Origin of the sequence: Pseudomonas sp. SH10-3B (assembly GCF_019891415.1) — a bacterium.
Classification (GTDB): Bacteria; Pseudomonadota; Gammaproteobacteria; order Pseudomonadales; family Pseudomonadaceae; genus Aquipseudomonas.
Map to the genome: position 1 here is coordinate 1 of NZ_JAFLXD010000145.1, position 321 is coordinate 321.

At 58.6% G+C, this 321-nt stretch carries 1 protein-coding gene; it reads left to right on the forward strand.

What is annotated here, in order from left to right; all coding sequences use genetic code 11:
• Positions 1–321 (forward strand): hypothetical protein (locus J1G35_RS30725; protein ID WP_223016886.1); only part of this gene is annotated, 321 nt, incomplete at both ends.

A 321-nucleotide genomic window follows, 5' to 3' on the forward strand; every position in this document is an offset into this window, starting at 1 on the left:
TGGACGGCGCGGGCGATGGCGGCTCGCCGGATATACCGGTCAAACCCGGTAATCAGACGTTGCAGAAGGTGGAGTTCGACATCACCAAGGCGGCGATTCACGCCAATATTCGTGACGCGGCCACAAGCGTGAAATTTACCTACGTGATGACCCGCAACGGTGTACCGAAGATTTCGGACACCTTGACGGTGATCGTGAAGCCGATTCCAGTGGCTGAGTTGGCCAAGACAGATCTGCAGATCCTTGAGGCCAACGCCACCACCAAAGTACTGGACCTGAGCGCGTTTGTCGGCGATGCCAAAGCCCGCGTCGGGGTCTGGC